Raw genomic sequence first — 26,198 nt, forward strand, 5'->3', positions numbered from 1 at the left:
CGATCGGCGGCGCAGCTGTCGTAAAACCTGAGTCCCAAGTCTTTCTGGCACACCGAGAGCACCGGTTTTGTGGCCGCTTCGCGCCCAATCGCGGATAAATCCGCTCCCACAGGGTCTGTGTTTCGCCCGTTAGAGGTGTGTGGGTATCTATGCCTATCGCTGGCCCACCCCGATCCTTCATTTGAAAAAGTTGGAAAGCTTCTTGCAAAGAGCAGCGCCAAGCGCCTGCGTGGCGTCAAAAGTTTGCTTGAAGAGGAAGACCGGTGGACCGCTCCCAACTGATCAACAGCGCGCGCAGCAACCTCACCAGCCTGGGTAGGGGCAACATCGGCGTGCCGGTGCTGTTGCTGGTGATGCTGGCAATGATGATGTTGCCGATCCCGCCGTTCCTCCTCGACGTCTTCTTCACCTTCAACATCGCCCTGTCCATCGTGGTCCTGCTGGTCTGCGTGTACGCCCTGCGGCCACTGGACTTCGCTGCCTTCCCGACCATCCTGCTGGTGGCCACGCTGTTGCGCCTGGCCCTGAACGTCGCCTCGACGCGGGTGGTCCTGCTCCATGGCCACGACGGCCATGGCGCGGCGGGCAAGGTGATCCAGGCCTTCGGTGACGTGGTCATCGGCGGCAACTACGTGGTCGGTATCGTCGTCTTCGCCATCCTGATGATCATCAACTTCGTCGTGGTGACCAAGGGTGCCGGGCGTATCTCCGAGGTGAGCGCGCGCTTCACCCTCGACGCCATGCCCGGCAAGCAGATGGCCATCGACGCCGACCTCAACGCCGGCCTGATCAACCAGGACCAGGCCAAGGCCCGTCGCGCCGAAGTGGCCCAGGAAGCCGAGTTCTACGGCTCCATGGACGGTGCCAGCAAGTTCGTCCGCGGAGACGCCATCGCCGGCCTGCTGATCCTGTTCATCAACCTGATCGGCGGCATGGCCATCGGCATGGCCCAGCACGGCATGAGCTTCGGCGACGCCGGCCGGGTCTACGCCCTGCTGACCATCGGTGACGGTTTGGTGGCGCAACTGCCGTCGCTGCTGCTCTCCACCGCCGCCGCGATCATGGTGACCCGTGCTTCCGGCTCGGAAGACATGGGCAAGCAGATCAACCGGCAGATGTTCGATTCGCCGAAGGCCCTGGCGGTTTCCGCCGCGCTGATGATCGTCATGGGCCTGGTCCCCGGCATGCCGCACATCGCCTTCCTCAGCCTTGGCCTGATGGCCGCCGGCGGCGCCTACCTGGTGTGGAAGAAGCAGAACCAGGCCAAGGTCAAGGCGGCCCAGGAAGTGCAGCGCCAGCAGGACCTGCTGCCCTCGCCGCAACGCGCCGCGGAAACCAAGGAGCTGGGCTGGGACGACGTCACCCCGATCGACATGATCGGCCTGGAGGTCGGCTATCGCCTTATCCCGCTGGTGGACCGCAACCAGGGCGGGCAGCTGCTGGCGCGGATCAAGGGCGTGCGCAAGAAGCTGTCCCAGGACCTGGGCTTTCTCATGCCCACCGTGCATATCCGCGACAACCTCGACCTGGCGCCGAGCACCTACCGCCTGACCCTGATGGGGGTGATCCTCGCCGAGGCGGAAATCTTCCCCGAGCGGGAAATGGCCATCAACCCCGGCCAGGTCTTCGGCACCCTCAACGGCATCGCTGCGCGCGACCCGGCCTTCGGCCTGGAGGCGGTGTGGATCGACGTCAGCCAGCGCAGCCAGGCGCAGTCGCTGGGGTATACCGTGGTCGACGCCAGTACCGTGGTCGCCACCCACCTCAACCAGATTCTCTACAAGCACTGCCACGAGCTGATCGGCCACGAGGAAGTGCAGCAACTGCTGGCGGTGCTGGCCAAGGGCTCGCCGAAGCTGGCCGAGGAAATCGTCCCTGGCGTGCTGCCACTGTCCGGCTTGCTGAAAGTGCTCCAGGCCCTGCTGGCGGAACAGGTTCCCGTCAGGGATATCCGTAGCATCGCCGAGGCGATCGCGAACAACGCCAGCAAGAGTCAAGATACCGCCGCACTGGTCGCTGCAGTCCGCGTCGGATTGTGTCGCGCTATCGTGCAAAGCATTGTCGGGACTGAGTCCGAGCTGCCTGTGATCACGCTCGAACCAAGGTTGGAACAGATTTTGCTCAATAGTCTGCAAAGGGCCGGGCAAGGTCAGGAAGACGGTGTTCTTCTTGAGCCGAGCATGGCTGAAAAGCTTCAGCGTTCGCTGATCGAAGCTGCCCAGCGTCAGGAGATGCAAGGTCAGCCGGCCATCCTGCTGGTTGCAGGGCCGATCCGTCAGATGCTGTCGCGCTTCGGTCGCCTGGCTGTACCGAATTTGCATGTTTTGGCGTATCAGGAAATACCTGACAACAAGCAAGTCACCATCGTCGCCACAGTGGGCCCCAACGGCTGAGGTAGTGGGTTATGCAAGTTAAGCGTTTTTTCGCCGCCGATATGCGTCAGGCCATGAAGCTGGTTCGCGATGAGCTGGGGGCTGATGCCGCCATCATCGGCAACCGACGGATTGCTGGCGGTGTCGAGCTGACGGCGGCGCTGGACTACAAGCTGTCCGCCCTGGCCCCGCGCGTGCCCAACGTCGAGCTGGAAGACGAGCTGCGCAAGACCGAATCGCGCATCGCCACCGCCCAGGCCGAGCTGAGCAGCCGCAACGACACCGACACCGGCAACCGCCAGCTGTTCGCCGGCCTGCCGCTGACCGCCTCCGAGCCGCTGGTGGAAACCCGCCTCGAAGAGCTGGCGCCAGCACCGGCGCCTGCGCCCGTGGCCCCGGCCATCGACCCGCGCCTGTTCGATTCGATGCGCTCCGAGCTGTCGGGCCTGCGCGAGCTGCTGGAAGTCCAGCTCGGCTCGCTGGCCTGGAGCCAGCTGCAGGGTGCCAAGCCGCACCAGGCCAACCTCTGGCGTCGCCTGCAGCGCATCGGCCTGTCCGGTCCGCTGTCCCGCGACCTGCTCGACCTGACCCAGGACATCGTCGATCCGCGCCACGGCTGGCGCATGCTGCTGGCGCACCTGGCGCGGATGATCCACGTGCCGGAAGTCGAGCCGATCGAGGAGGGCGGGGTGATCGCCATGGTCGGTCCGGCCGGCATGGGCAAGACCACCACCCTGGCCAAGCTGGCCGCGCGCTACGTGCTCAAGTACGGCGCGCAGAACCTGGCCCTGGTGAGCATGGACAGCTTCCGTATCGGCGCCCAGGAACAGCTCAAGACCCTTGGCCGCATCCTCAACGTCCCGGTGACCCACGTCGACCCGGGCCAGTCCCTGGCCCAGGCGCTGGAGCCGCTGCTGCGCAAGCGCGTGGTGCTGATCGATACCGCCGGCCTGCAGGCCAGCGACCCGGCCCTGCGCATGCAGCTGGAAACCCTGGCTGGCCGTGGCATCCAGGCGAAGAACTACCTGGTCCTGGCCACCACCAGCCAGAAACAGGTGCTGTCCGCCGCCTACCACAGCTACAAGCGCTGCGGCCTGGCCGGCTGCATCCTGACCAAACTCGATGAAACCGCCAGCCTGGGCGAAGTCCTGAGCCTGGCCATCAGTCATGAATTGCCAGTGGCCTATCTCACCGATGGCCCGCGCATTCCTGACGACCTCCACCTGCCACGTCGCCACCAGCTGGTGAGCCGCGCGGTCAGCGTGCAGATGCAGGACGAGCCGAGCGAGGAGGCCATGGCCGACATGTTCGCCGACCTGTACCACAGTGACGGCAAGCGAGTCGGCTGAGGTGGATATGTATCAGTTGCACAGTACCTGCATCACAGGGTCCGCGTGGCAGTTCGCGGTTGTAGCCGGCGCGGCCCGTCATGTGGCCTCGGTCTAAGCAAGACAAGGTAAAGAACAAACATGGGTAGCATGCATCCCGTACAGGTGATCGCCGTGACAGGCGGCAAAGGTGGCGTTGGCAAGACCAACGTGTCGGTGAACCTCTCGCTGGCACTGGCCGAGCTCGGCCGTCGCGTCATGCTGCTGGACGCCGACCTTGGCCTGGCCAATGTCGACGTACTGCTCGGGCTCACCCCCAAACGCACCCTGGCCGACGTCATCGAAGGCCGCTGCGAGCTGCGCGACGTGCTCCTGCAGGGCCCCGGTGGCGTGCGTATCGTCCCGGCCGCGTCCGGCACCCAGAGCATGGTGCACCTGGCCCCGGCGCAGCACGCCGGCCTGATCCAGGCCTTCAGCGAGATCGGCGACAACCTCGACGTGCTGGTGATCGACACCGCTGCGGGTATCGGTGACTCGGTGGTCAGTTTCGTCCGCGCCGCGCAAGAGGTGCTGCTGGTGGTCTGCGACGAGCCGACCTCGATCACCGACGCCTACGCCCTGATCAAGCTGCTCAACCGCGACTACGGCATGAGCCGTTTCCGCGTCCTCGCCAACATGGCGCAGAGTCCCCAGGAAGGCCGCAATCTGTTCGCCAAGTTGACCAAGGTCACGGATCGCTTCCTCGATGTCGCCCTACAATACGTCGGTGCAGTTCCCTACGACGAGTGTGTACGCAAGGCAGTGCAGAAGCAGCGAGCGGTCTATGAAGCCTTTCCGCGTTCCAAGTGCGCGCTGGCGTTCAAGGCCATCGCGCAGAAGGTCGACAGCTGGCCGCTGCCGGCCAACCCGCGTGGACACCTGGAGTTCTTCGTCGAGCGGCTGGTGCAACCGACCAGTGCGGGACCTGTGCTATGAGCGCGAGCGGCTACCGGATGTACAGCAAGGCTTCACGTGACGCCCAGTACGAACTGATCGAGCGCTATGCCCCGCTGGTCAAGCGCATCGCCTACCACCTGCTGGCGCGGCTGCCGGCCAGCGTGCAGGTGGAGGACCTGATCCAGGCCGGGATGATCGGCCTGCTCGAAGTCTCCAACAAATACGATTCGAGCAAGGGCGCCAGTTTCGAGACCTACGCCGGCATCCGCATCCGCGGTGCGATGCTCGACGAGGTGCGCAAGGGCGACTGGGCGCCGCGCTCGGTACACCGCAATACCCGCATGGTCAGCGACGCGATTCGTGCAATTGAAGCAAAAACCGGCCGTGACGCTAAAGATCACGAGGTTGCTGCCGAACTTCAATTGAGTCTCGATGATTACTACGGGATTTTGAACGATACCTTGGGCAGCCGCCTGTTCAGCTTCGACGACCTGCTGCAGGACGGCGAGCATGAAGGGCTGCACGAGGATGGCGCCAGTGCCCAGCTCGAGCCGTCGCGCGATCTGGAAGACGAGCGCTTTCAGGCAGCCCTGGCCGACGCGATCGCCAACCTGCCGGAACGCGAACGCCTGGTCCTGGCCCTGTACTACGACGAAGAGCTGAACCTCAAGGAAATCGGTGAGGTCCTGGGGGTCAGCGAGTCGCGCGTCAGCCAGTTGCACAGCCAGTGCGCAGCCCGTCTGCGTAGCCGGCTGGGGGAATGGCGGGCGCGTTGAACGCGGGTTCGATGCAGTCGTGACAACGTGGTAGCCGGAATTGATTGAACGCGCGTTCAGCGCTGGACGCGTTAAAGACTGCTTGGAGGTCTAATTGAACAAAGATATGAAAATCCTCATCGTTGACGACTTCTCGACGATGCGGCGGATCATCAAGAACCTGCTGCGTGACCTGGGCTTCACCAACACGCACGAGGCCGACGACGGCACCACCGCGCTGCCCATGCTCGAAAGCAACAACTTCGACTTCCTGGTGACCGACTGGAACATGCCCGGCATGTCCGGCATCGACCTGCTGCGCAAGGTACGTGCCGACGAGCGCCTGAAGCACATGCCCGTGCTGATGGTCACTGCCGAAGCCAAGCGCGAGCAGATCATCGAAGCGGCCCAGGCCGGCGTCAACGGCTATGTGGTCAAGCCTTTCACCGCCCAGGTGCTGAAAGAGAAAATCGACAAGATCTTCGAACGCGTCAACGCCTGAGGCGTGCAACGGGGGCGCTATGGACCATAACGAATCATCGTTGGGCGACTTCGAGTCGACCCTGAAGAAACACGCCCAGGAACTGGTCGCGAGCCTTGAGCGCGGCCAGTTCGGCGACGCGGTGCAACTGATCCATCAGCTGAACCAGACCCGTGACCGCGGCCTGTACCAGGAAGTCGGCAAGCTCACGCGCGAGCTGCACAGCGCGATCGTCAGCTTCCAGATCGACACCCACGGCCCGCAGGCCGAGGAAATGTCGCAGATCACCGACGCCACCGAGCGCCTGGCCTACGTGGTCAAGCTCACCGAGGCTGCGGCGAACCGCACCATGGACCTGGTCGAGCAGGGCACGCCCGTGCTCCACGACCTGGGCGAGGAAGCCCGCCTGCTGCAGAACGACTGGCAGCGGTTCATGCGCAAGGAAGTGGCGGCGCCGGAGTTTCGCGAGCTGGTCCAGCGTGTCGACAGGTTTCTGGCGCGCAGTGCCGAGGATAGCCACAAAGTTGGCGGCTACCTCAACGACATTCTCCTGGCCCAGGATTTTCAGGACCTGACCGGCCAGGTGATCAAGCGCGTGACCTCGCTGGTCACCGAAGTCGAAAAGAATCTGCTCAAGCTCGTGTTGATGGCCAGTCAGGTCGACCGCTTCGCCGGTATCGAGCATGACCGCCAGCAGATGCGTGACGAGAGCGACCACAACAAACATCCGACTCGGGGTGAAGGACCACAGATTCATGCCGATAAACGTGAAGATGTCGTGTCCGGTCAGGACGATGTCGATGATCTGCTGTCCAGCCTGGGTTTTTAGGGAGCACGTTTGATGAGCTTCGGCGCCGATGAAGAAATCCTTCAGGATTTCCTGGTAGAGGCCGGCGAAATTCTTGAGCAACTGTCCGAACAACTGGTCGAGCTGGAAAGCCGCCCGGACGACTCCGACCTGCTCAACGCAATCTTTCGCGGTTTTCACACTGTAAAAGGGGGCGCCGGCTTCCTCCAGCTCAACGAGCTGGTGGAGTGCTGCCATATCGCCGAGAACGTCTTCGACATCCTGCGCAAGGGAGAGCGCCGGGTCGATGCCGAACTGATGGACGTGGTCCTGGAAGCCCTGGACACGGTCAACAGCATGTTCGGCCAGGTGCGCGAGCGTACCGACATCACCCCGGCCACCCCGGAGCTGCTGGGCGCCCTGGCGCGCCTGGCCGAGCCGGCGGGTGCCGAGCCTGCCGCCGCGCCCGAGCCTGTCGCGGTTGCCGCTGCGCCGGAACCGGTGGCTGCCGCTTCCGGCGACATCACCGACAGCGAGTTCGAGCAACTGCTCGACTCCCTGAGCGCCGTGCATGATGCCGCCGAAGCGCAGGACGCCGAGGTCGCCAGCGACGAAATCACCGACGCCGAATTCGAATCCCTGCTCGACCAGCTGCACGGCAAGGGCCAGTTCGCCGCCGACAGCCTGCCAGGCACCAGCGCCGCCGCGCCGGTCGCCGAAGTGGGTGGCGAGCCGAGCGACGAGATCACCGACGCCGAGTTCGAAGCCCTGCTCGACCAGTTGCACGGCAAGGGTTCCTTCGCCGTGGACGCGCTGCCGGGTGCTGCGGTTGCCGCGCCAGTTGCCGTGGTCAGCGAAGCACCGGCGCCTGCCGGAAGCGACGAGCACATCACCGAACACGAATTCGAAGCGCTGCTGGACCAGTTGCACGGCAAGGGCAAGTTCGCCGCCGATGCCGTGGCGGCCACTGCTGCACCTGCCGCCGTAGCCGCACCAGCGGCCGCTGCTGCCGCCAAGCCAGCTACTCGTCCTGCACCTGCTCCGGCCGCTGCCAAACCGGCTGCCGCCGCGCCTGCCCGCCAGGCTGCGGCACCTGCCGCTGCCGGCGACAAGCATCCGCCGGCCAGCGAAGCGGAAACCACCGTGCGCGTCGATACCGCGCGCCTGGACGAGATCATGAACATGGTCGGCGAACTGGTGCTGGTGCGTAACCGCCTGGTGCGCCTGGGCCTGAACAGCGGCGACGAGGCCATGTCCAAGGCCGTGTCCAACCTCGACGTGGTCACCGCCGACCTGCAGACCGCGGTCATGAAGACCCGCATGCAGCCGATCAAGAAGGTCTTCGGGCGCTTCCCGCGCCTGGTTCGCGACCTGGCCCGGCAGTTGAAGAAGGAAATCAACCTGGAGCTGGTCGGCGAAGAGACCGACCTCGACAAGAACCTCGTCGAGGCCCTGGCCGACCCGCTGGTCCACCTGGTGCGCAACGCCGTCGACCACGGCGTGGAAACCCCGGAAGAGCGCGAAGCCTCGGGCAAGTCCCGTGGCGGCAAGGTGGTCCTGGCGGCGGAGCAGGAGGGCGACCATATCCTCCTGTCCATCTCCGACGACGGCAAGGGCATGGACCCGGCGGTGCTGCGCGCCAAGGCCGTGGAAAAGGGCCTGATGGACAAGGACGCGGCCGATCGCCTCAGCGAGTCGGACTGCTACAACCTGATCTTCGCCCCGGGCTTCTCGACCAAGACCGAGATTTCCGACGTGTCCGGCCGCGGCGTCGGCATGGACGTGGTGAAGACCAAGATTTCCCAGCTCAACGGCTCGATCAACATCTACTCGGCCAAGGGCCAGGGCTCGAAGATCGTCATCAAGGTGCCGCTGACCCTGGCGATCATGCCGACCCTGATGGTGATGCTGGGCAACCAGGCCTTCGCCTTCCCGCTCGTCAACGTCAACGAGATCTTCCACCTCGACCTGTCGCGGACCAACGTGGTCGACGGCCAGGAAGTGGTGATCGTGCGCGACAAGGCACTGCCATTGTTCTACCTCAAGCGCTGGCTGGTCAGCTCCGCAGCTCATGAAGAGCAGCATGAGGGCCATGTGGTGATCCTTTCCGTGGGCACCCAGCGCATCGGCTTCGTCGTCGACCAGTTGGTGGGCCAGGAGGAAGTGGTCATCAAGCCGCTGGGCAAGATGCTCCAGGGCACCCCGGGCATGTCGGGCGCCACCATCACCGGTGACGGACGCATCGCGCTGATCCTCGACGTGCCGAGCATGCTCAAGCGTTACGCCGCACGGCGAATCTGATACCCGGGTGGCGCGGCTTCGCGGCCGCGCGCCCTAATGGAGTGTTTATGGCAGTCAAGGTCCTGGTGGTGGATGATTCCGGTTTCTTCCGCCGCCGTGTCTCGGAAATTCTCTCGGCGGACCCGACCATCCAGGTCGTCGGTACGGCGACCAATGGCAAGGAAGCGATCGACCAGGCACTGTCGCTCAAGCCCGACGTCATCACCATGGACTACGAGATGCCGACCATGGACGGCATCACCGCGGTCCGTCACATCATGCAGCGCTGCCCGACCCCGGTGCTGATGTTCTCCTCGCTGACCCACGAAGGCGCCCGGGTGACTCTCGATGCGCTGGATGCCGGCGCGGTGGACTATCTGCCGAAGAACTTCGAGGACATCTCGCGCAACCCCGACAAGGTCAAGCAGATGCTGTGCGAGAAGGTCCATACCATCTCCCGCAGCAACCGTCGGTTCAGCAGCTACTCCAGTTCATTGCCGGCGGTGAGCACCACCTCGTCCAGCCCGGTATCGTCGCTGGGCTCGGCCCGCGCGCCGTCCGCGCTGCCGACCCGTGCCGCCGCTCCTGCGCCGGCAGCGGCGGCCAGCCATTCGCCTGCGCCCAAGCGCAAGGCCTACAAACTGCTGGCCATCGGCACCTCCACCGGTGGCCCGGTCGCCCTGCAGCGGGTCCTGACCCAACTGCCGGCCGGCTTCCCGGCGCCCATCGTGCTGGTCCAGCACATGCCGGCGGCCTTCACCAAGGCCTTCGCCGAGCGCCTCGACAAGCTGTGCAAGATCAGCGTCAAGGAAGCCGAGGACGGCGACATGCTGCGTCCCGGCCTGGCCCTGCTTGCCCCGGGTGGCAAGCAGATGATGGTGGACGGTCGCGGCATGGTGAAGATCCTGCCGGGGGACGAACGCCTCAACTACAAGCCCTGCGTGGACATCACCTTTGGTTCGGCGGCCAAGTCCTATGGCGACAAGGTGCTGGCCGTGGTCCTCACCGGCATGGGCGCCGACGGCCGCGAAGGCGCGCGCCTGCTCAAGCAGGGCGGCAGCCAGGTCTGGGCCCAGGACGAGGCGAGCTGCGTGATCTACGGCATGCCCATGGCGATCGTGAAGGCCAACCTGGCTGACGCGGTCTACGGGCTCGACGATATCGGTCGCCACCTGGTCGAGGCCTGTATCTGATGGACGTTCTCAGCCTTCTCGGCATCATCCTGGCCTTTGTCGCAATCGTTGGCGGCAACCTTCTCGAAGGCGGCCATGTCGGTGCGCTGGTCAACGGCCCGGCGGCGCTGATCGTGCTGGGCGGGACCCTCGCCGCGGCGCTGTTGCAGTCGCCGCTGAGTTCCTTCAAGCGTGCCCTGCAGATCTTCGGCTGGATCCTCTTCCCGCCACGGGTCGACCTGGCCGGCGGCATCGACCGGGTGGTCAACTGGAGCCTGACGGCGCGCAAGGAAGGCCTGCTGGGCCTGGAAGGCGTGGCCGATGCCGAACCGGACGCCTATGCGCGCAAGGGCCTGCAACTGCTGGTGGACGGCGCCGAGCCGGAAGCCATCCGCAGCATCCTCGAAGTCGACTTCCTCACCCAGGAATCCCGCGACATCCAGGCCGCCAAGGTCTTCGAAAGCATGGGCGGCTATGCGCCGACCATCGGCATCATCGGTGCGGTGATGGGCCTTATCCACGTCATGGGCAACCTGGCCGATCCGTCGCAGCTGGGTAACGGCATCGCCGTTGCCTTCGTCGCCACCATCTACGGCGTGGCCAGCGCCAACCTGATCCTGCTGCCGGTGGCCAACAAGCTCAAGGCCCAGGTCATGCGCCAGTCGCGCTACCGGGAAATGCTCCTGGAAGGCCTGCTGTCGATCGCCGAAGGCGAGAACCCGCGGTCCATCGAACTGAAGCTGCAAGGCTTCATGGAGTAAGCATGGCCCGTCGTCGCAAGGTCGAGGAACACGAGAATCACGAACGCTGGCTGGTGTCCTACGCGGACTTCATCACCCTGCTGTTCGCCTTCTTCGTGGTGATGTACTCGATTTCCTCGATCAACGAGGGCAAGTACAAGATCATGTCGCAGGCGCTGATCGGCGTGTTCAGCGAGTCCGAGCGCAGTACCCGGCCGATCCCCATCGGCGAGGAGCGCCCGCTCAGCACCCGCCCGGCGCAGCCGATCGTCAAGGACAGCGAGCAGACCGATGCCGGTCTCAACCAGTCCAGCGCCGATCCGCTGAAGACCATCACCGACCAGGTGATGGAGGCCTTCGGCGACCTGATCAAGAGCGACCAGATGACCGTGCGCGGCAACGAGCTGTGGATCGAGATCGAGCTCAATTCCTCGCTGCTGTTCGGCAGCGGCGATGCCATGCCCAGCGACATCGCGTTCAACCTGATCGAGAAGGTGGCGAACATCATCAAGCCGTTCGCCAACCCGATCCACGTCGAAGGCTTCACCGACGATCAGCCGATCCGCACCGCGCAGTACCCGACCAACTGGGAGCTGTCCTCGGCCCGGGCCGCGAGCATCGTGCGCCTGCTGGCCATGGAAGGGGTCAACCCGGCGCGCATGGCCTCGGTGGGCTATGGCGAGTTCCAGCCGATCGCCCCCAACAGCACCGCCGACGGACGGGCGAAGAATCGTCGGGTGGTACTGGTGATTTCCCGTAACCTCGACGTGCGTCGCAGCCTGACCGGCACCGGTACCGCCAACGCGCAGCCGGACGCCGCACTGAAGCGGGCTGGCACACAAACTGCACCGCCAGCGATAACACCAACGGCGGGGAGTACTCCCGTCAAAACTCCGTCGTCCTCGACCTTTTAATCGATCCCGGCTGGCAACCGTCTGACCGGGAGGAAACCGCGCATGAGAGTCTGGGCAGTAGCCAATCAAAAAGGTGGCGTAGGCAAGACCACCACGTCCATCGCCCTGGCAGGCCTGCTGGCCGACGCCGGCAAGCGCGTGGTTGTCGTCGACCTCGACCCGCACGGGTCGATGACCAGCTATTTCGGGCATAACCCGGACACCCTGGAGCACAGCAGCTTCGACCTGTTCCAGCACAAGGGCCAGGTGCCCGACGGCCTGCCCGGGCAGTTGCTGCTGCCCACCAGCAACGAAAAGATATCCCTGCTGCCGTCGAGCACCGCGCTGGCGGTGCTGGAGCGCCAGTCGCCGGGACAGAACGGCCTGGGCCTGGTGATCGCCAAGAGTCTGGCGCAGCTCTGGCAGGACTTCGACTACGCCCTGATCGACAGCCCGCCGCTGCTCGGCGTGCTGATGGTCAACGCCCTGGCCGCGAGCCAGCAACTGGTGATCCCGGTTCAGACCGAATACCTGGCGGTGAAGGGCCTGGAGCGCATGGTCAGCACCCTGGCCATGGTCAACCGCTCGCGCCGCCAGGCGCTGCCGTTCCATATCGTGCCGACCCTGTTCGACCGCCGTACCCAGGCTTCCATGGGCACCCTCAAGGTGCTGCGCGACGGTTACCCGGAGAACATCTGGCACGGCTACATCCCGGTGGATACGCGCCTGCGCGATGCCAGCCGCGCCGGGGTGACGCCTTCCCAGTACGACGCCAAGAGCCGCGGCGTGGTCGCCTACCGGGCGCTGCTCAAGCACCTGCTGCAACAGAAAACCGTGGCGCAGGTGGCCTGATGAATCGTCCGCAGATCGCCACCAAGCCGCAGATGGCCTTGCAGTCCTACCTCGACGGACTGCTGCAGGAAGCCACTGAAGAAATCATCGAGCCGGTGGTCGCACCGGTTGTCGTCCCCGTGGTAGCTCCGGTAGTAGCTCCGCTGGTGACCGCGCCGGAGCCGGTCACCAGCGAAGTCCTCGACGAGTTCCAGGCCGCGGTTCTGGAAGAGCAGGCCCGCGATGCCCGCCGCGAGTCGCTGGCCGCCCGCGCCGCGCCAACCACCTTCGCCGAACCGTCGCCGATTCGCATCCCGGTGGCACCGCCGGCGCTCAAGGTAGCGCCTGTCGTCGAGCCGGTGGTAGAGAAGGTGGCCGCGCCGGTGGTGGCCGAGGTCAAGGCCGAGGTCGAGGCGCCGCAGCGGGTCGAACCGTTGGTGGACGTGCACCTGCCGTCTCCGCCGCAGCCGCCGAAGACCGTCGACGGGCGTCCTGCCTGGGCCGCCGAGCCGTTCGAATGCCTGTTGTTCGACGTCGCCGGGCTGACCCTGGCGGTGCCACTGGTATGCCTGGGCTCTATCTACTCCCTGGCCGGCCACGAGCTGACGCCGCTGTTCGGCCAGCCGGAATGGTTTCTTGGCATCCTGCCGAGCCAGGCGGGCAACCTGAAGGTGCTGGACACCGCGCGCTGGGTCATGCCCGAGCGCTACCGCGACGATTTCCGCGAGGGACTGCAATACGTGATTTCGGTGCAGGGCTACGAATGGGGGCTGGCGGTGCACCAGGTCAGCCGCTCGTTGCGCCTGGACCCGAACGAGATCAAGTGGCGCTCGCAGCGCGGCCAGCGGCCGTGGCTGGCGGGCACGGTGATCGAACATATGTGCGCATTGCTGGATGTCGCTGAACTGGCCGAGCTGATCGCCAGTGGCGCCGTCAAGAAGATGCAGCTGGGAAACAAATGATCGGTCGCGCACTGGCGCGATCGCACTGAGCACTCCGCCGATGGCGGTTCTTGAGGGTTAGGGGAATGAAAAAGACGTCTGGACAAGGTTCCGAAGATCCGATCCTGCAGTGGGTTACCTTCCGCCTGGACAACGAGTCCTATGGCATCAACGTGATGCAGGTCCAGGAAGTCCTGCGCTACACCGAGATCGCCCCGGTGCCGGGCGCGCCGAGCTACGTGCTGGGCATCATCAACCTGCGCGGCAACGTGGTCACCGTGATCGACACCCGCCAGCGCTTCGGCCTGGTGCCGAGCGATGTCACCGACAACACCCGCATCGTCATCATCGAGGCGGACAAGCAGGTGGTGGGCATCCTCGTCGACAGCGTTGCCGAAGTGGTCTACCTGCGGCAGTCCGAAGTGGAAACCGCGCCGAACGTCGGTAACGAGGAATCGGCCAAGTTCATCCAGGGCGTGTGCAACAAGAACGGCGAACTGCTGATCCTGGTCGAGCTGGACAAGATGATGACCGAGGAAGAGTGGTCCGAGCTGGAGAACATCTGAGTTGATCCTTGAGGTAGCGGTTTTATTCCTGGCCTTGCTGTGGGCATTGAGTGCCTGGCTGTTCGTCGGCTACAGCAAGCGGCAGCGCGAGCTGGCGTCGCAGCAGGCCCAGGGCGATGCGCTGCGGGACCAGCGCATCAAGGACCTGAACAAGCGCCTGGATGATTACCAGAACATGTCGGTGTCCATGGGCGAGGCCTTGCACGAATTGCGTGCGACGGTTGCCCCGCTGCCGGAAAAACTGCTCCAGCTGGAACAGCGCGACCCCAACAGCCTGTCGTTTGCCCAGGCGGCGCGGCTGGTGGGGATGGGCGCCAGCGTCGACGAACTGACCCAGACCTGTGGCCTGACCCAGGCCGAGGCGGAGTTGATGAGCAAGTTGCACAAGAGCTGAGGATTTCTGCGTTCTTCAGGGCCTTGACGCTGCGCCACGGCGCTCCGACAAGCCAGCCCCCACAGTGATTGCGGTGCTCTTGAGAGCAACGGAGAGCCCTGTGGGAGCTGGCTTGCCAGCGATCGGCCCGAGCAGGCCCTACATCATTTCGGCCCCGGCAACCGCTTCAGATCCGGCGTGATATCCCTTTCCACCGGCCCCTCGTCGTAGAACCCCACCGGCACCTTGCCCTTCAACTGCCAGGCAAAGGCAATGATCTCGGCGATGGTCAGGTACAGCGCTTCGGGGATGCTGTCTCCCAGCTCCATGCGCGCCAGCAGCCTTACCAGTTCGGCATTCTCATAGATCGGCACTTCATGTTCGCGGGCAATCGCGAGGATGGCTTCGGCCAGCTCGTCGTCGCCTTTCGCCGTGAGGGTCGGGGCCTGGGCGCCGTCGTAGCTGAGGGCGATGGCCTGGCGCGGTGGTGTCTTGCGGGTCATGCGTTCTCGTCCACCCAGCGTTGTTCCAGATGCGTGCGCGCCCCTTGGGGCGGGACGCCTTGATGGCAATGCAGTTCGCCGACATTCACCCCGCGGGCCACCAGCCGCGCGCGCAGGTCGCCCAGCTCGCGCTCGATCAATGCCGCGGTTTCCGGGCGCTCCGCCCACAGCTGGCTGGACAGGCTGCCCTGGGTGATCTGCGCCTGTACCTGCAGCGGCCCGAGGGGATGCAGGTCGAAGGCCAGGTCGATGCGCCAGAGCATCTCCAGCGGATCGCGGCGCTGGCGTTCCGGGTCGGCCTGCTGCTGCGGGGTTTCCTCGCGCTGCACCTTGACCTGCAATGGCATGAATTCCGGCCCGGTGCGCAGGGGAATCTCGGTTTGCCAGGTGGTTTGCAGGTTGCCGTCCGGGGTCTTGCCGGTCTGCTCCAGACTGGCCAGCTGATGGCTCTGCATCCGCGAGATGGCCGCTGCGGCGAGGCGCAGCAGGTGTTGCAGGTCTTCCTCGCCGTCGCTGCTCTGCAACAGGCGCGTCGGCAGGGGGAAGCCACCCGGCGGTGTACGCGGCGCCACCTGGCCGAGGGCGCCGAGGGCGCTGCGCAGGATGCCCGGCAGCGCTTGCGCGACGGCCGCGTTGTTCTGGGTGAACAGCACGCCACCCGGTACGTTCGGCAGCAACTGGGCGATCAGGCGCACCACCTGGGCCTTGATATCCGGCACCACCTGGGCGCTGGCGCCGTTGAACAGCTTGGCCTCCAGGAAGGCGCCACTGTTGCCCAGGGCCTGGGCCAGCTGGCGGGCATCGCCGAGCTGGCGGATATCCGGCAGGCTGGCCAGCAGCTTGTCGACGCTGGCGCGCACGTCCGCCGGCTGGCCGTCGTCGGCGCCGATGCGCTGCATGGCCGCCAGCAGGCCTTGCAGGGAAGCCTGGCGGTTCTGCTGGGCGCTGAGGTTCTGGGCGATGGCCATCTGGTCCTGGCGCCCGCTCAGCGGCACGAAGTTCAGTTGCTGGTCGCCCATCACCCGCGCACTGAGCAGGCTGCCCAGGGGCAGCGGACGAGGGGAGTCGATGGCCAGGGTCGCACCGGCCTGGGCGGTGTTGAGCAGGCTGACCAGCGAGCGATACAGCGGCGGCAGGCCGGCACCTTGCTGCTGCAGCTGGGTGGTCAGCACCTTGCCCTGCACCAGGGTGCCCACCGGCAACTCGCGGGTATCGAGGCGGGTGAGGGCGGCGACATTGCTGGCGATGGCCTGTTGCAGGGTGATGGCAAGCTGGCTGGAATTGGGCTGGCTGACCGTGACCAGGGTGCCCTGGGCCAGGGGCTGGCTGGCGCTGGCTGCGACCATGGTCTCCCGGCCATTCTGCTGAAGCAGCTTGATCAAAAGTTGGATGTCCTGGCCGACCTGGCGCAGCGAAACTACCTCACCCTTGGCCGTTTCTCCCGGTTTCAGCAGGTCCGGCTGCTCCTGCAGCAGTTGCACCAGCTCGCCGGTCATCGCCGAGCCCCGCGCCTGTTGCGCGGCGGCGGCAAACTGTGGGCCGAGGCTGTTTATTTCGCCTGTCATGGCTGTTGCGACCTGTTCAAATAGCCCTCTTTACAGTAGGACATGGCATGTATAATGCCGGCCGATTTCTTCCAGACCGGTCGGCCAGGTTTTCGTTGTCACTATAACGGCCAGGCCAGTACCGACTTGAGACAGTCCCGAACCAATAAGGCGAATCTGTGACTCCTCATCTCCAAGCCGTGGGCCTGGCCTGCGAGCGCGACTGGCGAATGCTCTTCGAACACCTCGAACTGCGCGTGTGCCCCGGCGACATGCTGCAGATCAGCGGCCCCAACGGCAGCGGCAAGACCAGCCTGCTGCGCCTGCTCGCCGGCCTGATGCAACCGACCAACGGCGAGATCCTCCTCGACGGCAAGCCGCTCAGGGAGCAGGGCAGCGAACTGGCCCGCTCCCTGGTGTGGATCGGCCACGCCGCCGGGATCAAGGACCTGCTCACCCCGGAAGAAAACCTCACCTGGCTTTGTGCCCTGCATCGACCGGCCACCCGCGAGGCCATCTGGCAGGCCCTGGAGGCCGTGGGCCTGCGCGGTTTCGAAGATGTCGCCTGCCACACCCTGTCCGCCGGCCAGCAGCGCCGCGTGGCCCTGGCCCGGCTGTACCTGGACAGCCCGCCGCTGTGGATCCTCGACGAACCCTTCACCGCCCTCGACAAGCAGGGCGTGGCCCAGCTCGAAGCGCACCTGGCGCAGCACTGCGAGCAGGGCGGCATGGTGGTCCTGACCACCCACCACACGCTGGCGCAGACGCCGTCCGGCTACCGTGACATCAACCTGGGGCAGTGGGCGGCATGAGCGTATTCGTCCTGTTGTTGCGCCGTGAAGCGCGCCTGTTGTGCCGTCGTCCGGCAGAGCTGGCCAATCCGCTGGTATTCTTCGCGATCGTCATCGCATTGTTCCCACTTGCGGTAGGTCCTGAGACACAATTGTTGCAAATTTTGTCTCCAGGATTAGTCTGGGTAGCCGCGCTTTTGTCCGTCCTGCTCTCGCTGGACGGGCTTTTCCGCAGTGATTTCGAGGATGGATCCCTCGAACAGTGGGTCCTTTCGCCACACCCCCTGCCACTACTGGTACTGGCAAAGGTACTGGCACACTGGGCTTTTTCCGGGCTGGCACTGGTATTGTTGTCGCCGCTGCTGGCGGTGATGCTCGGCCTGCCCGTGGAATGCCTGCCGGTCCTGCTGGCATCGCTCTTGCTCGGTACCCCGGTACTGAGCCTGTTGGGCGCCGTGGGTGCGGCCCTGACGGTTGGTTTGAAACGTGGTGGCCTGCTGCTGGCGCTGCTTATTTTGCCGCTATACATCCCTGTATTGATCCTGGGCAGTGGCGCGCTACAAGCAGCAGTGCAAGCTATGCCGGCAACCGGATACCTGCTCTGGCTCGGCAGCCTGGCCGCCCTTGCAGTCACCCTTGCACCTTTTGCAATAGCCGCCGGCCTGAAGATCAGCGTCGGCGAATAACGAGGTCTGGGCCCCCGCCCAGCAAAGACCCTGGATGTACCGTGATGAAAAGCAGCGCAATAAGCTGGACATGGTTTCACAAGCTCGGTTCCCCCAAATGGTTCTACGCCATCAGCGGCCGCATGCTGCCCTGGCTTGCGATCGCCGCGATCCTGCTGATCGGCACCGGCGTGGTCTGGGGCCTGGCCTTCGCCCCGCAGGATTACCAGCAAGGCAACAGCTTCCGGATCATCTACATCCACGTGCCGGCCGCGATGCTGGCGCAGTCCTGCTACGTCATGCTGGCGGTGTGCGGGGTGGTGGGGCTGGTGTGGAAGATGAAGATTGCCGACGTCGCCCTGCAGAGCGCCGCGCCCATCGGTGCCTGGATGACCGCCGTGGCGCTGGTCACCGGGGCCATCTGGGGCAAGCCGACCTGGGGCAGCTGGTGGGTCTGGGATGCCCGCCTGACCTCCATGCTCATCCTGCTGTTCCTCTACTTCGGCCTGATCGCCCTCGGCCACGCCATCAGCAACCGTGACAGCGCGGCCAAGGCCTGTGCGGTGCTGGCCATCGTCGGGGTGATCAACATCCCGATCATCAAGTACTCGGTGGAATGGTGGAACACCCTGCACCAGGGCTCGACCTTCACCCTGACGGAAAAACCGGCGATGCCGGCGGAGATGTGGCTGCCGCTGCTGCTCACGGTACTGGGCTTCTACTGTTTCTTCGGCGCCGTGCTGCTGCTGCGCATGCGCCTCGAAGTGCTCAAGCGCGAAGCCCGCGCCAGCTGGGTCCGGGAAGAAGTACTGAACAGCCTGGGAGGTGCACGATGAGCTTCGCATCCTTCGGCGACTTCCTCGCCATGGGCCATCACGGCCTGTATGTCTGGTCGGCCTACGGCATCTGCCTGGCGGTGCTGGCCATCAACGTCGCCGCGCCCCTGCTGGCCCGCCGCCGTTACCTGCAAGCTGAGGCGCGCCGCCTGCGCCGGGAGAACGCCAAGTGAATCCGCAACGCAAGAAGCGCCTGTTCATCATCCTCGGCCTGCTTGCCGGCCTCGGTGTCGCTGTCGGCCTGGCCCTCAGCGCGCTGCAGGAAAACATCAACCTGTTCTACACCCCGACCCAGATCGCCAATGGCGAGGCGCCGCTGGACACCCGCATCCGCGCCGGCGGCATGGTGGAGAAGGGCTCGGTGCAGCGCTCCAGGGACTCCCTCGACGTGCGTTTCGTGGTCACCGACTTCAACAAGTCCGTGCCGATCACCTACCGCGGCATCCTTCCCGACCTGTTCCGCGAGGGCCAGGGCATCGTCGCCCTGGGCAAGCTGAACGCCGAAGGCGTGGTGGTGGCCGATGAAGTGCTGGCCAAGCACGATGAGAAGTACATGCCGCCGGAAGTCACCAAGGCCCTCAAGGAAAGCGGGCAGACGGCCTCGGGAGTACCTGCACAATGAACGCTTCGCTGATCATTCCCGAACTCGGCCAGTTGTCGATGATCCTGGCCATCTGCTTCGCCTGCGTGCAGGCCACCCTGCCGCTGCTCGGCGCCTGGCGCGGCGACAGCCTGTGGATGGGCCTGGCGCGCCCTGCGGCCTGGGGCCAGTTCGCCTTCCTCGCCTTCGCCTTCGCCTGCCTGACCCACGCCTTCATGACCGACAACTTCTCGGTCGCCTACGTCGCCAGCAACTCCAACAGCGCCTTGCCCTGGTACTACAAGTTCAGTGCCGTGTGGGGCGCCCATGAAGGCTCGCTGCTGCTCTGGGCGCTGATCCTCGGCGGCTGGACCTTCGCCGTGTCGATCTTCTCCCGGCAACTGCCGCAGGTCATGCTCGCCCGGGTGCTGGCAGTCATGGGCATGATCAGCGTCGGCTTCCTGTCGTTCCTGATCATCACCTCCAACCCGTTCCAGCGCCTGCTGCCGCAGATTCCCGGCGATGGCCGCGACCTCAACCCGCTGCTGCAGGACATCGGCCTGATCGTCCACCCGCCGATGCTGTACATGGGCTACGTCGGCTTCTCGGTGGCCTTCGCCTTCGCCATCGCCGCGCTGCTCGGCGGGCGTCTCGATGCCGCCTGGGCGCGCTGGTCGCGGCCGTGGACCATCGTCGCCTGGGCCTTCCTCGGCATCGGCATCACCCTCGGCTCCTGGTGGGCCTATTACGAGCTCGGCTGGGGCGGCTGGTGGTTCTGGGACCCGGTGGAAAACGCCTCGTTCATGCCCTGGCTGGTGGGCACCGCGCTGATCCACTCGCTGGCGGTCACGGAAAAGCGTGGCGTGTTCAAGAGCTGGACCGTGCTGCTGGCCATCGCCGCGTTCTCCCTCAGCCTGCTCGGGACCTTCCTGGTCCGCTCCGGCGTGCTGACCTCGGTGCACGCCTTCGCCTCGGATCCTGAGCGCGGCATCTTCATCCTGTTCTTCCTGCTGGTGGTGGTCGGCGGTTCGCTGACCCTGTTCGCCCTGCGCGCGCCGGTGGTGAAGAGCCAGGTCGGTTTCGCCTTGTGGTCCCGCGAGACCCTGCTGCTGGGCAACAACCTGGTGCTGGTGGTGGCGGCCTCGATGATCCTGCTCGGTACCCTCTACCCGCTGGTGCTGGATGCCCTGACCGGGGCCAAGCTGTCGGTCGGCCCGCCGTACTTCGATGCCCTGTTCATCCCGCTGATGGCGCTGCTGATGGTGGTGCTGGCGGTGGGTGTGATCGTGCGCTGGAAGGACACCCCGGGCCGCTGGCTGGCCAGCATGCTGACCCCGGTGCTGGTGGGTGCCGCCGTGCTGGCGCCGATCGGCGGCCTGCTGGTGGACGACTTCGACTGGCCGGTGCTGACCACCTTCGCCCTGGCCGCGTGGATCGTTCTCGGCGGCGTGCGCGACATCCTCGACAAGACCCGCCACAAGGGCCTGCTCAAGGGCATCCGCGGCCTCAATCGCAGCTACTGGGGCATGCACCTGGCGCACCTGGGCCTGGCGGTCTGTGCCCTGGGCGTGGTGCTGTCGAGCAACAACAGTGCCGAGCGCGACCTGCGCCTGGCGCCGGGCGAGTCGGTGGAACTGGCCGGCTACCAGTTCGTCTTCGAAGGTGCCAGGCACTTCGAAGGCCCCAACTTCACCTCCGACAAGGGCACCGTGCGGGTCCTGGAAAACGGCCGCGAGATCAGCGTGCTGCACCCGGAAAAACGCCTGTACACCGTGCAGCAGTCGATGATGACCGAGGCCGGGATCGACGCCGGTTTCACCCGCGATCTCTATGTCGCCCTCGGCGAGCCCCTGGAAAACGGTGCCTGGGCGGTGCGGGTGCACGTCAAGCCGTTCGTCCGCTGGATCTGGCTGGGCGGCCTGCTCACCGGTCTCGGCGGTTTCCTCGCGGCGCTGGATCGTCGCTATCGAATCAAGGTCAAGACCAAGGTGCGGGATGTCCTCGGTCTGGAAGGAGCGACTGCATGAAGCGTTGGATCATGGTGCTGCCGCTGGCGGTGTTCCTGCTGGTGGCGGTGTTTCTCTACCGCGGGCTGTACCTGGACCCGGCCGAGCTGCCCTCGGCGATGATCGGCAAGCCGTTCCCGGCCTTCGCCCTGCCCAACGTGCAGGGCGACCGGCAACTGACCGAGGCCGACCTCAAGGGCAAGCCGGCGCTGGTCAACGTCTGGGCCACCTGGTGCGTGTCGTGCAAGGTCGAGCACCCGGTGCTGAACAAGCTGGCCCAGCAGGGCGTGGTGATCTACGGGGTCAACTACAAGGACGTCAATGCCGATGCCCTGAAGTGGCTGGCCGAGTTCCACAATCCCTACCAGATGGATATTCGTGACGAGCAGGGCAGCCTTGGCCTGGACCTGGGCGTCTACGGCGCGCCGGAAACCTTCTTCATCGACGCCAAGGGCATCATCCGCGACAAGTACGTCGGCGTGATCGACGAGACCGTCTGGCGCGAGAAGCTGGCGCCGGTCTACCAGGCCCTGGTCGACGAGGCCAAGCCATGAAGCGCTGGCTCGCAGCCGCCGTGCTCGGCCTAAGCCTGTGCGGCGTGGCCAAGGCGGCCATCGACACCTACCAGTTCGCCGACGAGGCCGAGCGCGAGCGTTACCGCGAACTGACCAAGGAACTGCGCTGCCCCAAGTGCCAGAACCAGGACATCGCCGACTCCAACGCGCCGATTGCCGCCGACCTGCGCCGGGAAATCTTCCGCATGCTCGGCGAAGGCAAGAGCAACCAGCAGATCGTCGACTTCATGGTCGATCGCTACGGCGACTTCGTCCGCTACAAGCCGGCGCTGACCGCGAAAACCTGGCTCCTCTGGTTCGGCCCGGCGGCGCTGCTGCTGGGCGGTATCGGCGTCATGGCGGTGATCGTGCGCAAGCGCCGCGCACCGGCAAGCAACGGCTCGGCCGACCTTTCCCCCGAGGAGCGCGAGCGCCTCGCCAAACTGCTGGACAAAGAACAGACCCATGACTGATTTCTGGCTCGCTTCAGGCCTGCTGTTGCTGGTAGCCCTGAGCTTTTTGCTGATTCCGGTGTTGCGTGGCCGTCGTGCGCAGCAGGAAGAAGACCGTACCGCCCTCAACGTCGCCCTGTACCAGGAGCGTGTCGCCGAACTGCAGGCCCAGGGCGAGGCGGGCGTGCTCGACGCCGATGCGCTGGCCCGTGGCAAGGACGAAGCGGCTCGCGAACTGCTGGCCGATACCGAGAATGCCGATGTCTCGCGCAGTGCACGGCTGGGCAAGGCGCTGCCGATCGTTGCGGCGTTCCTGGTGCCGGCCATGGCGGTGGGGCTCTACCTGCACTACGGCGCCAGCGACAAGGTCGCCCTGACCCAGGAGTTCGCCCAGGCGCCGCAGTCGCTGGAAGAGATGACCTCGCGTCTTGAGCGCGCCGTCGCTGCCCAGCCAGACAACGCCGAAGGCCTGTATTTCCTTGGCCGTGCCTACATGGCCCAGGAGCGGCCGGCGGACGCGGCCAAGGCCTTCGAGCGTGCCGTGGGCGTTGCCGGCCGTGCGCCGGAGCTGCTCGGGCAGTGGGCCCAGGCCCTGTACTTCGCCAACGACAAGCAGTGGACTGCGCAATTCCAGGCCCTGACCGACGAAGCGCTGAAGGCCGATCCCAAGGAAGTCACCAGCCTCGGCCTGCTGGGCATCGCTGCCTTCGAAGGCGAACGCTACCAGGAAGCCGTCGACTACTGGAACCGCCTGCTGGCGCAGCTTCCGGAAGGCGACAGCTCCCGTGCCGCGCTGCTGGGCGGTATCGAAAAGGCCAAGGAGAAGCTGGCGGCGGGCGAGGGCAAGGCCTCGGCGCCGGTGGCCGCAAGCGCGGCGAAGCTGACCGTGCGGGTGGAACTGGCCGCGGCCCTGAAGGACAAGGTCAAGCCGGACGACACGGTATTCATCTTCGCCCGTGCCAGCTCCGGTCCGCCCATGCCGCTGGCGGCCAAGCGGGTCACCGTGGCGCAGTTGCCGATCGAGGTCGAGCTGAGCGACAGCGACGCGATGATGCCGAACATGAAACTGTCGAGCTTCCCTGAAGTCCAACTGATGGCACGCATCTCGCGCGCCGGCCAGCCCACCAAGGGCGAATGGGTCGGCAGCGGTGCGCCGCTGGCGAGCACGACTGCGACGCCACAACACCTGACCATCGATCGACCGGACCTATAAGAGAGCTTCCATGAACAGCACCGTACGCCTGACCCTGATTACGCTGGCCCTGGGGTTGAGCGCCTGTACGGTGCACCAGCAGCAGCCCGATCGCCAGCCGCTGCCGCCGATCGAAACCCTTCCCCCCTCGGGCCCGGTGATCAAGCCGGGCCCGACCGCACCGAAACCCACCGTCACCCCGACGCCGAAACCCATGCCGCGCACCTCGGCCAGCTTCGCCCCGCCACCCGGCGGAGCCAGCCACTGGGACCCGAAACTCGGCGTGTACGTCCTCGAAGGCAAGAGCAACACCTTCTACCGCCAGCGCACCTACTACCGCTGGAACAACGGCTGGAGCTGGTCGACCAATCCCGAAGGCCCATGGCAGGAGACCGATTCCAGTGGCGTGCCAGGCGGTCTGGGCCGCGCGTTCGGCCAGTAATACCGGCATAATGCCCCCTCGCCAATTGCCTGGGAGCCTGTGATGACGAAGACGGTACTGGTGCTCGTTGAAACGGTCGACGACTACCTGCCCCTGCTGGAAGACCACGGTTATCGGCTGATCCGCGCCAAGACACCGGCCTTGCGTGCCGAGGCGATCGCGCGCCACGGCGCTGAAATCGATGTGGTATTGACCCGCGGGCCGCTGGGCATCACGGCCGAGGAAATCGCCGCGCTGCCCGCCTTGCGCCTGGTCTGCGTGATCGGTGCGGGCTACGAGCAGGTCGACCTGGCCGCTGCTGCTGCGCGCAATATCGTCGTCACCAATGGCGCCGGGGCCAATGCCTCGGCGGTGGCGGATCACACCATGGCCCTGCTGTTCGCCGTGGTGCGGGATATCCCTCGGGCTGATGCCACCACCCGGCTTGGCCAGTGGAACCGGGTCATCAGTCCGTCGCTGGCGGGCAAGCGCCTGGGGATCCTCGGGCTGGGGGCGGTGGGCATGGCAATCGCCAGGCGTGGCGCCCTCGGCTTCGACATGCAGGTGCGCTACCACAATCGCTCGCGGCGCGATGATGTGCCGTACCAATACTGCGAGAGCGTGCTGGAGCTGGCGCGGGAGTCGGACTTCCTTATCGTCGCCACGCCGGGTGGAGCCAATACCCGGGCGCTGGTCGGGCGCGAGGTGCTGGATGCGCTGGGGCCGCAGGGTTACCTGGTGAATATCGCCCGGGCCAGCGTGGTGTCCACCGCCGAGATGGTCGCGGCGCTGCGGGAAGGGCGGATCGCCGGGGCGGGGCTGGATGTGTTCGATGACGAGCCGTCGGTGCCGGATGAATTGAAGCAACTGGGCAACGTGGTGCTGACGCCGCATGTGGCGGCACAGACGCCGGAAGCGGCACGGGACATGGTGGCGCTGGTGTTGCAGAACCTGCAGGCGTTCTTTGCCGGCGAGCCGGTGCTGACACCCGTGAGCGCCTAGGCAAACTGCGGTCACTGTAGGAGCGGGTTCACCCGCGATGACGGCGGTGAGCCCAACATCGTCATCGCGGGTAAACCCGCTCCCACAAGCACCGCGGTGTCAGCAAGATATTGGCTACACTCTCCAGCCACTCACCCAGGCAAGGAGCTCACATGACCACCCACCACGGCAGTTGCCTGTGCAACGCCATCCAGCTCAGCGTCACCCTCGACGACGACAGCCTCGGCGCCTGCCATTGCAGCATGTGCCGCAAGTGGAACGGCGGCCCGCTGCTGACCGTCCACAGCAGCCAGGCCCCGCAGTTCAGTGGTGCGCAGCCAACGGTCTTCGACTCCTCCGATTGGGCCGAGCGGGGCTTCTGCGCAACATGTGGCAGCCACCTGTTCTATCGCCTCAAGGGCGGCAATTTCTTCGCCATCCCGGTGGGCGTGCTCGATGGCGAACACGCCTGGGACTTCAACCTGCAGGTGTATATCGACGAGAAACCGTCGTACTACTGCTTCTCCAACGTCACACAGACCATGACCGGCGCGGAAGTGGTCGAGCAGTTCAGCTAACCAGGGTTGGCCGGTAGCACCAGTGCCAGGGCTCGAACTGGTAGCCCATGGCATTGCCTCGCGGGTAGGAGAGGTAGAAACCGAAGCGTTCGGCATTCAGCTTCAGCCATTCGAAGGCTGCGCTGTGCTCGAACTCGGTTTCCAGGGAGTTGATGTCTACCGCGCCCCCCGTGTGATGCTCGCTGAAGCCGGGCGGAGCGCTGACGGCGAGGATCTGTTCCAGGTCCTGCTGCTTGTTCAGCTTGTAGCGGATGATCTTCGCCTGGTAATCGATGCTGCGAAATGCCGAGACCAGCCACAGTTCCACATGCTCCCGTGCCGCCGCCGCGCGCAGCTGACGCCAGGCTGCGGCTGCTTCCGGCTCCAGTTCGAAGCGGCGGCCATCCGCGTCGATCTCGGCAATGGCCAGTACCGGGGCTTCCGGGTATTCGACGAAACCACGGGCGATCAGCAGCTCCTCGCCGATCCCCAGTTCCTTGCACAGCGCCTTGATTTTCTCGTTCATTGTTATGTCCTTGTGACGCTTGTCCGGGTGATCCTAGCTGATTGCGCTGAATCTGCTTCGATGCAGGTTCGCCCGCAGTCGCAGTTTGCCCGTGCTGTTGTTGCAAATTACTGATATTCCTGCGAAAAGGCTGCG

The 26,198-nt window shown here is 65.3% G+C and carries 29 protein-coding genes; 26 read left to right on the forward strand and 3 right to left on the reverse strand.

From position 1 onward, the window contains the following. Positions 1-263 precede the first annotated feature (263 nt). The 14 genes from flhA to V0R59_RS00435 all read left to right on the forward strand — a co-directional run bounded on the left by flhA (position 264) and on the right by V0R59_RS00435 (position 14,476). Positions 264-2,393 (forward strand): flagellar biosynthesis protein FlhA, encoded by a 2,130-nt coding sequence (gene flhA / locus V0R59_RS00370; RefSeq protein ID WP_330076903.1) that lies wholly within the window; start codon positions 264-266, stop codon positions 2,391-2,393. Positions 2,394-2,404: 11 nt separating this feature from the next. After that, positions 2,405-3,721 (forward strand): flagellar biosynthesis protein FlhF, encoded by a 1,317-nt coding sequence (gene flhF, locus V0R59_RS00375; protein WP_330076904.1) that lies wholly within the window; start codon positions 2,405-2,407, stop codon positions 3,719-3,721. A gap of 120 nt (positions 3,722-3,841) precedes the next feature. Then, positions 3,842-4,675, forward strand: a complete 834-nt coding sequence (gene fleN, locus V0R59_RS00380) for a flagellar synthesis regulator FleN (protein WP_009399964.1) — start codon at positions 3,842-3,844, stop codon at positions 4,673-4,675. Then, the gene (gene fliA, locus V0R59_RS00385; RefSeq protein WP_095156978.1) at positions 4,672-5,412 is read left to right on the forward strand and encodes an RNA polymerase sigma factor FliA; all 741 of its coding nucleotides are present in this window, start codon (positions 4,672-4,674) and stop codon (positions 5,410-5,412) included. The genes fleN and fliA overlap by 4 nt, the downstream gene beginning before the upstream one ends. Positions 5,413-5,518: 106 nt before the next feature. Next, entirely contained in the window at positions 5,519-5,893 is a 375-nt protein-coding gene (locus tag V0R59_RS00390; RefSeq protein WP_330076905.1) for a chemotaxis response regulator CheY, read from the forward strand. Between the two features lie 19 nt (positions 5,894-5,912). Beyond that, positions 5,913-6,701, forward strand: coding sequence for a protein phosphatase CheZ (locus V0R59_RS00395; RefSeq protein ID WP_330076906.1), 789 nt, complete (start codon positions 5,913-5,915; stop codon positions 6,699-6,701). Between the two features lie 12 nt (positions 6,702-6,713). Beyond that, positions 6,714-8,960: a chemotaxis protein CheA gene (locus V0R59_RS00400; RefSeq protein WP_330076907.1), complete on the forward strand. Its 2,247-nt coding sequence runs from the start codon at positions 6,714-6,716 to the stop codon at positions 8,958-8,960. Positions 8,961-9,007: 47 nt separating this feature from the next. Next, positions 9,008-10,132: a protein-glutamate methylesterase/protein-glutamine glutaminase gene (locus V0R59_RS00405; protein ID WP_330076908.1), complete on the forward strand. Its 1,125-nt coding sequence runs from the start codon at positions 9,008-9,010 to the stop codon at positions 10,130-10,132. Continuing rightward, the gene (locus V0R59_RS00410; RefSeq protein ID WP_330076909.1) at positions 10,132-10,872 is read left to right on the forward strand and encodes a flagellar motor protein; all 741 of its coding nucleotides are present in this window, start codon (positions 10,132-10,134) and stop codon (positions 10,870-10,872) included. The genes V0R59_RS00405 and V0R59_RS00410 overlap by 1 nt, the downstream gene beginning before the upstream one ends. A gap of 2 nt (positions 10,873-10,874) precedes the next feature. Then, positions 10,875-11,765, forward strand: a complete 891-nt coding sequence (gene motD, locus V0R59_RS00415; protein WP_330076910.1) for a flagellar motor protein MotD — start codon at positions 10,875-10,877, stop codon at positions 11,763-11,765. A 42-nt stretch (positions 11,766-11,807) separates the two neighbouring features. After that, positions 11,808-12,596, forward strand: a complete 789-nt coding sequence (locus V0R59_RS00420; RefSeq protein ID WP_330076911.1) for a ParA family protein — start codon at positions 11,808-11,810, stop codon at positions 12,594-12,596. Further along, positions 12,596-13,537 carry a CheW domain-containing protein gene (locus tag V0R59_RS00425; protein WP_330076912.1) on the forward strand — a complete coding sequence of 314 codons (942 nt, stop codon included), beginning with the start codon at positions 12,596-12,598 and terminating at the stop codon, positions 13,535-13,537. Before V0R59_RS00420 ends, V0R59_RS00425 begins: the two co-directional genes overlap by 1 nt. A gap of 65 nt (positions 13,538-13,602) precedes the next feature. Then, a complete protein-coding gene (locus V0R59_RS00430) occupies positions 13,603-14,082 on the forward strand; it encodes a chemotaxis protein CheW (protein ID WP_042123150.1) in 480 nt (159 codons plus the stop codon). 1 nt (position 14,083) lies between these two features. Next, positions 14,084-14,476, forward strand: a complete 393-nt coding sequence (locus V0R59_RS00435; protein WP_330076913.1) for a DUF2802 domain-containing protein — start codon at positions 14,084-14,086, stop codon at positions 14,474-14,476. A 143-nt stretch (positions 14,477-14,619) separates the two neighbouring features. On the opposite strand, the gene V0R59_RS00440 is transcribed toward V0R59_RS00435, so the two are convergent. Further along, a complete protein-coding gene (locus V0R59_RS00440) occupies positions 14,620-14,958 on the reverse strand; it encodes an EscU/YscU/HrcU family type III secretion system export apparatus switch protein (RefSeq protein WP_330076914.1) in 339 nt (112 codons plus the stop codon). Beyond that, the gene (gene fliK / locus V0R59_RS00445) at positions 14,955-16,523 is read right to left on the reverse strand and encodes a flagellar hook-length control protein FliK (protein WP_330076915.1); all 1,569 of its coding nucleotides are present in this window, start codon (positions 16,521-16,523) and stop codon (positions 14,955-14,957) included. Before fliK ends, V0R59_RS00440 begins: the two co-directional genes overlap by 4 nt. Positions 16,524-16,681: 158 nt before the next feature. On the opposite strand from fliK, the gene ccmA reads away from it, so the two are divergent. The 12 genes from ccmA to V0R59_RS00505 all read left to right on the forward strand — a co-directional run bounded on the left by ccmA (position 16,682) and on the right by V0R59_RS00505 (position 25,558). Next, positions 16,682-17,314, forward strand: a complete 633-nt coding sequence (ccmA, locus tag V0R59_RS00450; protein WP_330076916.1) for a cytochrome c biogenesis heme-transporting ATPase CcmA — start codon at positions 16,682-16,684, stop codon at positions 17,312-17,314. Continuing rightward, positions 17,311-17,979 (forward strand): heme exporter protein CcmB, encoded by a 669-nt coding sequence (ccmB, locus tag V0R59_RS00455; protein ID WP_330076917.1) that lies wholly within the window; start codon positions 17,311-17,313, stop codon positions 17,977-17,979. The genes ccmA and ccmB overlap by 4 nt, the downstream gene beginning before the upstream one ends. Before the next feature lie 44 nt (positions 17,980-18,023). After that, positions 18,024-18,794: a heme ABC transporter permease gene (locus V0R59_RS00460; protein ID WP_330076918.1), complete on the forward strand. Its 771-nt coding sequence runs from the start codon at positions 18,024-18,026 to the stop codon at positions 18,792-18,794. Then, the gene (ccmD, locus tag V0R59_RS00465) at positions 18,791-18,967 is read left to right on the forward strand and encodes a heme exporter protein CcmD (RefSeq protein WP_330076919.1); all 177 of its coding nucleotides are present in this window, start codon (positions 18,791-18,793) and stop codon (positions 18,965-18,967) included. Before V0R59_RS00460 ends, ccmD begins: the two co-directional genes overlap by 4 nt. Continuing rightward, positions 18,964-19,416 carry a cytochrome c maturation protein CcmE gene (ccmE, locus tag V0R59_RS00470; protein ID WP_330076920.1) on the forward strand — a complete coding sequence of 151 codons (453 nt, stop codon included), beginning with the start codon at positions 18,964-18,966 and terminating at the stop codon, positions 19,414-19,416. Before ccmD ends, ccmE begins: the two co-directional genes overlap by 4 nt. Positions 19,417-19,427: 11 nt before the next feature. Continuing rightward, entirely contained in the window at positions 19,428-21,401 is a 1,974-nt protein-coding gene (locus tag V0R59_RS00475) for a heme lyase CcmF/NrfE family subunit (RefSeq protein WP_330076937.1), read from the forward strand. Beyond that, positions 21,398-21,934, forward strand: coding sequence for a DsbE family thiol:disulfide interchange protein (locus V0R59_RS00480; protein WP_330076921.1), 537 nt, complete (start codon positions 21,398-21,400; stop codon positions 21,932-21,934). Before V0R59_RS00475 ends, V0R59_RS00480 begins: the two co-directional genes overlap by 4 nt. Further along, the gene (locus V0R59_RS00485) at positions 21,931-22,407 is read left to right on the forward strand and encodes a cytochrome c-type biogenesis protein (RefSeq protein WP_330076922.1); all 477 of its coding nucleotides are present in this window, start codon (positions 21,931-21,933) and stop codon (positions 22,405-22,407) included. The genes V0R59_RS00480 and V0R59_RS00485 overlap by 4 nt, the downstream gene beginning before the upstream one ends. Then, positions 22,400-23,599 carry a c-type cytochrome biogenesis protein CcmI gene (gene ccmI / locus V0R59_RS00490; RefSeq protein ID WP_330076923.1) on the forward strand — a complete coding sequence of 400 codons (1,200 nt, stop codon included), beginning with the start codon at positions 22,400-22,402 and terminating at the stop codon, positions 23,597-23,599. The genes V0R59_RS00485 and ccmI overlap by 8 nt, the downstream gene beginning before the upstream one ends. Before the next feature lie 10 nt (positions 23,600-23,609). Then, positions 23,610-24,020 carry a hypothetical protein gene (locus V0R59_RS00495; RefSeq protein ID WP_330076924.1) on the forward strand — a complete coding sequence of 137 codons (411 nt, stop codon included), beginning with the start codon at positions 23,610-23,612 and terminating at the stop codon, positions 24,018-24,020. 42 nt (positions 24,021-24,062) lie between these two features. Continuing rightward, positions 24,063-25,001: a 2-hydroxyacid dehydrogenase gene (locus tag V0R59_RS00500; protein ID WP_330076925.1), complete on the forward strand. Its 939-nt coding sequence runs from the start codon at positions 24,063-24,065 to the stop codon at positions 24,999-25,001. Positions 25,002-25,153: 152 nt separating this feature from the next. Then, positions 25,154-25,558 (forward strand): GFA family protein, encoded by a 405-nt coding sequence (locus tag V0R59_RS00505; protein WP_330076926.1) that lies wholly within the window; start codon positions 25,154-25,156, stop codon positions 25,556-25,558. On the opposite strand, the gene V0R59_RS00510 is transcribed toward V0R59_RS00505, so the two are convergent. Beyond that, positions 25,551-26,063 (reverse strand): M15 family metallopeptidase, encoded by a 513-nt coding sequence (locus V0R59_RS00510; RefSeq protein WP_330076927.1) that lies wholly within the window; start codon positions 26,061-26,063, stop codon positions 25,551-25,553. The genes V0R59_RS00505 and V0R59_RS00510 overlap by 8 nt on opposite strands. Between the last annotated feature and the right edge of the window lie 135 nt (positions 26,064-26,198).

The sequence above is a fragment of the Pseudomonas ulcerans genome, from assembly GCF_036324125.1.
GTDB classification, from domain to species: Bacteria; Pseudomonadota; Gammaproteobacteria; order Pseudomonadales; family Pseudomonadaceae; genus Aquipseudomonas; species Aquipseudomonas ulcerans.